Below are 8312 nucleotides of genomic sequence, written 5' to 3'. Positions count from 1 at the left end.
TAAGCAGCCACTACAATTCTTATAAATTGTTTCTTTAAAAGTTATGCTTAAGCTCATAATTCCAGATCATGAATCTTATATAATTTTCCGTCTGGTAAAATACGGATATAAAAAAAGCGACCTTTTAGGATCGCCTTCTCTATCGACACGAAATCAATTATCTGAAATCAATGCTACTTGCTGTACATAGTTGAACAGTTTCAGCTTTGATGCTGCAACCTCTTCTTCAGGTGCCTGATTTTTTAGATCACGATGTACACGCAAATAATGCTGACGTAAGGTATGACGTTCTGTTGCATTATAGGTTTTGGTAAATTCGTTAATCGCCGGATCACCATCTTTGACAATACGGTCAACCCAACGCTGTAATTGTGCTGTCTTTTTCAAACCCTGTTTTGGGGTCAGATAGGACAGAATTACGGTTTCATTTTCGTTACGTAGTAATTTACCAATACGTGAGAATTGGCGACGACGTGCTTCATGTGAACTAATTTGCTGAACATCCAGCAAGGCTTCAATCAAACGCTCTTCAACAGGAAGGTTCTTGATTTGTTTCGCACTCAGTTCTGCCAACTGTGCGCCTAAAGCAGCCATACGCTGGACTGCTTTTTTCTGTTCGGTTTTACTTGCGCGTCCCTCTAAAGATTCGAAATCCTCTTCAGTTAAACTGCTCGGTCGACGTGCCACGATTAATCTGCCTCATAAAATTTTGCCGCAAACAGTGCCTGAATTTCAGATAAAGCTTTTTCTTCATCTGCTCCTTCAAGTACCAAGCGTAATGTTGTGCCTTTGCCCGCTCCTAGCATGAGCAAGGACATGATATTTTTTGCATCGACGAGTTTGTCACCCTTTCCAATCTGAATATTGGAACGAAATTTGGTGGTGACTTCAATGAGCTTACCCGATGCCCGCGCATGTAAACCCAATTTGTTAATTACGTCAACCGTCGTATCAATCATGACCAGTGCTTCATTTCTCGGTGGAGGACTTGAACAGACCATTTTGCCTCAAGCGCTTTTTTTAGTCTATCCACAATATAAACAGAACGATGCTGACCACCGGTACAACCCACAGAAACTGTGATGTAGTGACGGTGCCCTTCAGCAAAAGCCGGTAGCCATTTTTCCAAAAAGCTGTAAATGTCCTGGAACATGTCTTCTACCTGCTCACTCTTTTCCAGGAAAGTCTGTACAGGCTGATCCAGTCCGGAAAATTTACGTAGTTCCAGATCCCAGTGCGGGTTAGGCAGATGACGCACATCAAAGACATAATCGGCATCCAATGGAATACCATGCTTATAACCAAAAGACTGTAAAATCAGAATCAGGTTATCGGTCTGACCGAGCTTATGCAGTAAGGTATGCTTCAGGTCATGCACACTTTTGTCAGAAGTATCGATATGCACCGTCGAGCGCAACTGGATCGGAAGCAAAAGTAATTTTTCTTCCTGAATGCATTCATTCAGACTTTTAAAACGTGCAGCCAGCGGATGCGGACGGCGTGAAGCACTAAAACGTGCAATCAGCTCCTGATCCTGCGTAGTCAGATAAATAATATCGACTGTGCCATGCTGTTGCAGCTGTTCAAACACATGATCGAATTCTTGCAGATCCGCCCGGGTGCTACGAACATCCACTCCTAATGCCAACTGTTCCAGGTTATTTTCCTGATCCAGTTTCGCGACAATTTCAGGAAGCAGTGCCAGCGGCAGGTTATCGATACAGTAATAACCCAGGTCTTCCAGCACCTGCAAGGCAGATGACTTACCTGAACCAGATTGGCCTGTCACAATTAAGATGCGCTTCATGCACTGCTACCCTATTAATGACGTGCAGAATATTTTACCTGCAGATTGTCGATCAAACGTGTTTTACCTAATTTCGCCGCAATGAATAACACAAGATCCTGATTAAATTCATCAATCTTTTGCAATTCTGGCGTACGTGCCTCAATATAATCTACCACAAAACCAGCCTCAGTGAGGGTCTGGCGAATACCAGTCAACACAGTATCTAACACTACACCTTCATGCAGCTGCTGTTCCGCTGCTTTTAAGCTGCGGTAGATCACTGGTGCAGTCTGGCGTTCCTGCTCGGTCAGATAACCGTTCCGTGAACTCAGTGCCAAACCATCTTCAGCGCGCGCTATCTGCACCCCAATCACTTCCAGTGGAATATTCAGGTCTTGCACAAACTGGCGAATCACTGCCAGCTGCTGATAATCTTTTTCACCAAAGAAAGCATAGTTTGGCTGAACCATGTTAAACAATTTTGTCACGACAACTGCTACGCCATCGAAATGCCCCGGACGCTGTAAACCACACAGGTCATTAGTGATATCCGAAACACTGATATTGGTCAGACGCGGCTTGTTGCCATACATCTGTTCTACACTTGGAGCAAAGACGATGTCACAGCCTACTTCAGCCAATAACTGCTGATCCTGCTCCAAGGTACGTGGATAGTTATCGAAATCTTCGTTTGGCCCAAACTGAATCGGATTCACGAAGATGCTGACCACGACTACATCACATAACTTGCGGGCTTCACGTACCAGATTTAAGTGACCTTGATGCAGATTCCCCATGGTGGGTACGAAGCCAATAATTTTACGTGCTGAACGAGCCGGATTTAATGAGGCCGCCAAACCTTGGATGGTAGTTTCTGTTTTCATCTTATAACTCAACCTGGAATGTATGTTCAGGTGCAGGGAATGAGCTGTCGAGCACGGCAGCATGATAGGCCTTGAATGCATCCAAGATTGGATTGGCACCTGATTGTTCTTTCATAAAGTTACGTACAAATTTAGCTGTATGACCAAAGTTCAGGCCCAGCATGTCTTGCACTACAAGCACCTGACCATCCGTATCTACACCCGCACCAATACCAATCACTGGAATCTCCGGGAATAACTCAGCCACTTCTTTGCCAAGTTGTGCAGGCACACATTCAAGCAATAACAAGGCAGCACCGGCTTCAACCACAGCCTTACAGTCAGCAAGCAGCTGATCTGCCGCTGCGCGGTTACGTGCCTGTAATTTATAACCACCAAATACATTCACTGATTGTGGTGTCAAACCTAGGTGTACACAAACTGGAATACCGTTACGCGTCATGACCTGTACGGTTTCAGCCAGCCATGCTCCACCTTCCAACTTGACCATCTGAGCACCCGCCTGCATCACGGTACGGGCACTTTGCAAGGCATCATTCAATGTTGCATAACTCATAAATGGCAGATCAGTCAGGATAAAGGCATGCTGATTTGCACGGCGCACTGCAGCGGTGTGATATGCCATATCGGCTACAGTCACTGGCAAAGTAGAATCATGCCCCTGAATGGTCATACCCAGGGAATCCCCGATCAGAATCGTATCTACTTCGGCAATTTCCATGGCTTTGGCCATGCTGGCATCGTAGCAGGTCAGGCAGGAGAATTTACGGCCGTCCGCCTTGAATCGTCTTAAGTCGCTCAGACTGATCATGAAGGTGTTCCTCTCTTATTGAAGTTCTCGCGAACATACCAATAACTAAAAATTAAATATTTGCCCAATTCGTGCGATCAAGGACCGTCAAGGTCGATTGTTTTATGATGTCCAGGTCTTTTAATGATTGTCCATTTAGCTGTAATTCAGTATCAAGATCCAACAACGGCAATAATACAAAATCACGTTCCATTACACCGACATGCGGCACAGTCAAACGCTCATTCTGAATACGTTCATCACCGTAAATAAGCAGGTCCAGATCCAGCGTACGTTCACCCCAGTGGCGTAAACGTACCCGACCCGCTTCCTGTTCCAATGCCTGTAGACGATCCAGTAAATCGAGTGGTGCCAGATCGGTAATCAACTGCACCACAGCATTATGATAATTTGGCTGATCCTGTGGACCCATCGGTGGACTTTGATACAAATGGGATGTTTTCACTGTTCCCAAGCTTGTCAGTTTCTGTACCGCCTCAGCCATAATCTGGCGTGAATCACCAAGATTACTGCCTAAGCCAATATAAGTAATGGTCATTGTGTCGGTCCAAAAACAACTTGGCTTAAATCACGCTGTACACGCTTACGTTTCATAATTGGATGATCCGGACCAATCTCACCGCTTGCACTCGCTGCTGCATGAGAAACTGGTTTCTCTGCTGCTGGCTTAGGTTTGCGGGTACGACGGTTACGTGGTTCCGGCTCATTGACTAATGGCTCAATCTCAGTGGTTTCCTGAACAGCCAGACGCTGTTCTAGATGCTCTTCCTGAGTCGCTTTACGACGGCTCTTGGCACGCTGACGGTTATACTGTGCAATGGCACGTTCTTTTTCATCACCGCCCATTTGCTGATAAGCATCCCACCAGCTCCCCATGCCCTGTGCAGTCTCATCACCTGATTTTTCGCGGAGTAACAGGAAGTCAAAGCCGGCACGAAAACGCGCATGACCAGACAGCGCTTCAATCTGCTGCGGTTTTGGATTCAACAGGCGGGTCTGCATTTCCCAGACTTCACGGATAAAGGTTTCCGCAAAACGTGGAATGATGGTACGGGTTGCTTGACGCTTCAAAACATCCAGGCCTGCTTGAGCACGTGCTTCAGCTGGGACAATGCCTTTACTCAAGTAGAAATCACAACGTTCCAGGAATGGCTTCCATAACAATACAGCATAGAAGAATGCAGGATTAATCGTCTTGCCAATCGAAATACGCTGATCGGTATTGGTCGCAGCACGTTCAATAAACGGCGTGATTTCAGGTTTGATCTCTGCAAACAGCTGACGCCAGATCCCGAAATCAATCAGCATTGGCAAGACGCGGTTGAGATGCCCCATGGTGAACAGCTTCTGTGACTCATCATAAAGACGATGCGGAGATACATCACGAAGCAGCTGGGTCATTTCTGGCGTAAAGATATCCAGAATCGCTTCATCAATATTGAAATTTAATTTTGCTGCAAAACGCAACGTACGCAGCATACGGACTGGATCTTCTTCGAAGCGGAGCGTTGGATCACCCAGCAGGCGCAGTGTTTTATGTTTAATATCATCTACTGCATTGCAGAAATCCAGCACAATACCTTTACGTGGCTGGTAATACATTGCATTAATCGAGAAATCACGGCGAGCAAAGTCCTGCTCGATAGTTCCCCAGTTATTGTCACGCAGAATCATGCCCTGCGCCGAAGTGACGGCCTTTTTCGGCGGTGCCCGGAAAGTCGCGACTTCTACCAGTTCGCGACCAGAATAGACATGAGCCAACTCAAAACGACGCCCGATAATACGACAACGTCGCCCGAATACTTCTTTGACCTGAGCGGGAGTTGCGTTAGTGACAGCATCGAAATCCTTGGGATTCAAGCCCAGCATCAGATCTCGTACACCACCACCAACAATATAAGCTTCATAGCCGGCCTTATTTAAGGCATCAATCACATCGAGGATATAAGAAGGTAATTGAGCGGTTGATAAACCACATTTTGACGCGCGCAAAGTTTGCAAAAGACGCTGTCTCCTACGTCTGAACGTAAAATTCTAAGATGACGCTAATCATATCGCTTACACGGCTAAAGGGCAATTTGATTATGTCAATCCTGTATCCAGCAATGATAGAGGATTCACTTTAAATTTAGATGATTTACAGCGCCAGTCGAGCCTGATTTTTAGCAAATAGTGCAGGACCAATCCCCTTGACCAGCTGAATATCTTCAACACGTTTAAACTTGCCATGCGTATTGCGATATTCAATAATTGCTTCTGCTTTCTTCTGACCAATGCCATGCAGCTGCTGCAACTGCTCGACCGTAGCGGAATTCAGCCGGATCCTGTCTGCACTGGAAACAGCTGTAAGCTCCGGCTTCGCCAGATAGTGATTGCTATGATTTTGGGATGGCCGATTCTGCTGTTGTTTCAGCCGTGCATCATACTGTTGCTGTTTGGCCTTCCAGTCAGCATAACTTCCATTTTGAGCAGCAGCTGCAAACGAACTGCACAGTACAGATAAAATTGTAAGGATGATACTAATCAGTTCTCTGCTGATTGACCGAATTTTTATGATTTTCATGCGTGGCCCGTTGTTTTAATTCTTGTTTCGCCTGTTCCCACAACTGATCCAGTTCAGTCAGTGACAGGTCTTCTATATTCAGATTCTGTTGTACTGCCTGATGTTCCATCAAGGCAAATCGCGTACGGAATTTATGGATGGTACCTAATAGTGCCATCTCACTCGAAATGCCAAGTTTACGACCAACATTAACCAGAGAGAATAAGCAATCACCAAATTCTTCCAGAATTTCGTCGGATTTCTGTCCTACCATTGCCTCTTTAAATTCACCTAACTCTTCTTCAAGCTTACCGAATGCACCATCCACATTAGGAAAATCAAAACCAATTTTTGCTACATTTTTCTGGATTTCATCTGCCTGTACGAGTGACGGTGCATGTTTCACATCATCCAGACGGGAACGGGGCTTACCCTGTTTTTCTTGTGTCTTAATCTTTTTCCACAATACAGCCACATCTTCAGGGCTGAGTTTGGAAAACTGTTCAGCCTGAAATACATGCGGATGACGGCGGATTAATTTATCGCTAATCGCCTGCACTACATCCTGGAAATTAAAAGCACCTTGCTCACTGTACATCTGCGACTGGAAAACCACTTGTAATAACAGGTCACCAAGCTCATCACGTACATCTTCAGTCTTACCGGAACGAACAGCCGCTTCAACTTCATACGCCTCTTCAATCGCATAACGCGTTAATGATTCAGGCGTCTGCTGTTGATCCCACGGACATTTTTCACGTAGTTCTCGCATGATGCTCAGTAATTGTTCCACCTTAAAACCTCTTTATTTTATCGGACAAGAAAATATCTTTTGCTCAATGTTTGCTATGCTCTAAAAACAGTCAACATGGAGGTGAGCTCAATGCACAGTATCTTTATTAGCGGTGCAGCACAAGGAATTGGTGCTGCTGTTGCCAGCCTATTTTGCCGCGAGGATTACAAGGTCGGTATTTATGATCTGAATATTAGCCTTGCCGAACAATTGGCTGAACAGTTAGGCCCGAATGCACACGCTGGCTATCTGGATGTTGCCAGTTATGCATCCTGGCAAACCGCCTTACAGGATTTTGAAGCCTGGGCAGGCAAGATCAATATTCTGGTGAATAATGCCGGCATTCTCTATTCAGGAAATTTTGAGAAGACCCCTATTGAAGCACACCACCGTACGGTCGATATTAATATCAAGGGTGTGATCAATGGCTGTCATGCAGCTTTTCCCTTTCTGGAGCGTGCTGCTTTTGCCCGGGTCATTAATCTTTCCTCTGCTTCCGCGATCTATGGTCAGGCTGATCTTGCTTCCTATGCGACCAGTAAATTTGCCGTACGAGGACTGACAGAAAGCCTGGATATTGAATGGCACAAGCATGGCATTCGGGTCATGGATGTAATGCCACTTTTTGTGCGCACTGCAATGGTTCAGGATATGCAGGCAGAAAGCATTAAGAAAATGGGCGTACATTTGAGTGCAGAAGATGTCGCTCAGGATATTTTAAAACTGGTACAGCGCAAGGGCAATTTACTGGTTCCTACCCATCAGCCAGTCGGCTTTAAAAGCCAGTTTTTATACCATCTGTCACGTTTCAGTCCGCAGTTTGTCAATCGCATAAGTAATCTGCTAATCGCCCGGAAATCCTGATTTTTAATATACTTGCATTTAGAGTGGAGGATGCTGGTAAATCTGAATCCGAGGAAAAGTAAAACCACGGCAGGACTGCTCAGCCTGCCATGCCACGCTGAGCACACAATCACCAAGTACATAGTTGTGAAATGCAAAGACACCAAGCTGCGCATGCTGACACAGGCCACCTTGCTGCTGTGGATGTACTTTAGTATTGAGCTCACTCAGATTCATACGAATACCCATACCATGTGCTTTTAATACTGCTTCTTTGGTGGTCCAGGCCTTAAACCAATATTCAGGATCACAGTCTAGCTGTTGCCAGGTCGCGTATTCTTCAGGGTGAAAGGCATGCTGTGCCAATGCATCAAAACGAACTTTACGGCTTAATTCTTCAACATCCACCCCAATTTCTTTGACTGTTTGGCTCAGGGCAAGTGCATAAAAATTCTGGCTATGGCTATGGTTAAAGGCAATATATGAGTGGTCTTTGAGATAGGGCTTGCCATGCTCTGCACGTGCAAGATCATGATCACTAATCGAGCAATTCAAAGCACTGGATAAATACTGATTTCGCAATTGAATGATGTGTTGTTTACGTTGCTGGAGATACGCTTGACGCGTTAGTCCATCAGATTTGGTTTGAG

The 8312-nt window shown here is 45.4% G+C and carries 11 protein-coding genes; 1 reads left to right on the top strand and 10 read right to left on the bottom strand.

Features of this window, described 5'->3' with window-relative positions; translation table 11 throughout:
* Positions 1–153: 153 nt before the first annotated feature.
* From yjgA to mazG, 9 genes are all read right to left on the bottom strand, one after another.
* On the bottom strand, positions 154–687 hold the full coding sequence (gene yjgA, locus B4033_RS04275; RefSeq protein ID WP_048881444.1) for a ribosome biogenesis factor YjgA: 534 nt from the start codon (positions 685–687) through the stop codon (positions 154–156).
* 2 nt (positions 688–689) lie between these two features.
* On the bottom strand, positions 690–959 hold the full coding sequence (locus tag B4033_RS04270; RefSeq protein ID WP_008303424.1) for an HPr family phosphocarrier protein: 270 nt from the start codon (positions 957–959) through the stop codon (positions 690–692).
* On the bottom strand, positions 956–1807 hold the full coding sequence (rapZ, locus tag B4033_RS04265; RefSeq protein WP_286832354.1) for an RNase adapter RapZ: 852 nt from the start codon (positions 1805–1807) through the stop codon (positions 956–958). The genes B4033_RS04270 and rapZ overlap by 4 nt, the downstream gene beginning before the upstream one ends.
* A gap of 14 nt (positions 1808–1821) precedes the next feature.
* Entirely contained in the window at positions 1822–2673 is an 852-nt protein-coding gene (gene panC, locus B4033_RS04260; protein WP_286832351.1) for a pantoate--beta-alanine ligase, read from the bottom strand.
* Between the two features lies 1 nt (position 2674).
* Entirely contained in the window at positions 2675–3484 is an 810-nt protein-coding gene (gene panB, locus B4033_RS04255) for a 3-methyl-2-oxobutanoate hydroxymethyltransferase (protein WP_286832350.1), read from the bottom strand.
* Between the two features lie 52 nt (positions 3485–3536).
* Positions 3537–4022 (bottom strand): 2-amino-4-hydroxy-6-hydroxymethyldihydropteridine diphosphokinase, encoded by a 486-nt coding sequence (folK, locus tag B4033_RS04250; protein ID WP_286832347.1) that lies wholly within the window; start codon positions 4020–4022, stop codon positions 3537–3539.
* Entirely contained in the window at positions 4019–5485 is a 1467-nt protein-coding gene (pcnB, locus tag B4033_RS04245; RefSeq protein ID WP_076753075.1) for a polynucleotide adenylyltransferase PcnB, read from the bottom strand. Before pcnB ends, folK begins: the two co-directional genes overlap by 4 nt.
* A gap of 136 nt (positions 5486–5621) precedes the next feature.
* Positions 5622–6047: a ComEA family DNA-binding protein gene (locus B4033_RS04240; RefSeq protein WP_048881439.1), complete on the bottom strand. Its 426-nt coding sequence runs from the start codon at positions 6045–6047 to the stop codon at positions 5622–5624.
* Positions 6004–6819, bottom strand: coding sequence for a nucleoside triphosphate pyrophosphohydrolase (gene mazG, locus B4033_RS04235; RefSeq protein WP_286832344.1), 816 nt, complete (start codon positions 6817–6819; stop codon positions 6004–6006). Before mazG ends, B4033_RS04240 begins: the two co-directional genes overlap by 44 nt.
* 90 nt (positions 6820–6909) lie before the next feature.
* Between mazG and B4033_RS04230 the strand changes: the two genes are divergently transcribed.
* Complete coding sequence (locus tag B4033_RS04230; RefSeq protein ID WP_286832341.1) at positions 6910–7683, top strand: SDR family oxidoreductase; 774 nt, start codon at positions 6910–6912, stop codon at positions 7681–7683.
* An 18-nt stretch (positions 7684–7701) separates the two neighbouring features.
* On the opposite strand, the gene B4033_RS04225 is transcribed toward B4033_RS04230, so the two are convergent.
* Positions 7702–8312: 4'-phosphopantetheinyl transferase family protein (locus tag B4033_RS04225; RefSeq protein WP_286832338.1), on the bottom strand; the 611-nt coding region annotated here is incomplete at its 5' end.

The sequence above is a fragment of the Acinetobacter sp. UBA3132 genome, from assembly GCF_002364825.1.
GTDB lineage: Bacteria > Pseudomonadota > Gammaproteobacteria > Pseudomonadales > Moraxellaceae > Acinetobacter > Acinetobacter schindleri.
This window is presented reverse-complemented; position numbering and strand designations above follow the sequence as displayed.

Bases quoted from the DNA above. Each gene is read 5' to 3' on its own strand.
- B4033_RS04270 (WP_008303424.1), bottom strand. From the start codon at position 959: ATGATTGATACGACGGTTGACGTAATTAACAAATTGGGTTTACATGCG.
- rapZ (WP_286832354.1), bottom strand. From the start codon at position 1,807: ATGAAGCGCATCTTAATTGTGACAGGCCAATCTGGTTCAGGTAAGTCA.
- panC (WP_286832351.1), bottom strand. From the start codon at position 2,673: ATGAAAACAGAAACTACCATCCAAGGTTTGGCGGCCTCATTAAATCCG.
- panB (WP_286832350.1), bottom strand. From the start codon at position 3,484: ATGATCAGTCTGAGCGACTTAAGACGATTCAAGGCGGACGGCCGTAAA.
- folK (WP_286832347.1), bottom strand. From the start codon at position 4,022: ATGACCATTACTTATATTGGCTTAGGCAGTAATCTTGGTGATTCACGC.
- B4033_RS04240 (WP_048881439.1), bottom strand. From the start codon at position 6,047: ATGAAAATCATAAAAATTCGGTCAATCAGCAGAGAACTGATTAGTATC.
- B4033_RS04230 (WP_286832341.1), top strand. From the start codon at position 6,910: ATGCACAGTATCTTTATTAGCGGTGCAGCACAAGGAATTGGTGCTGCT.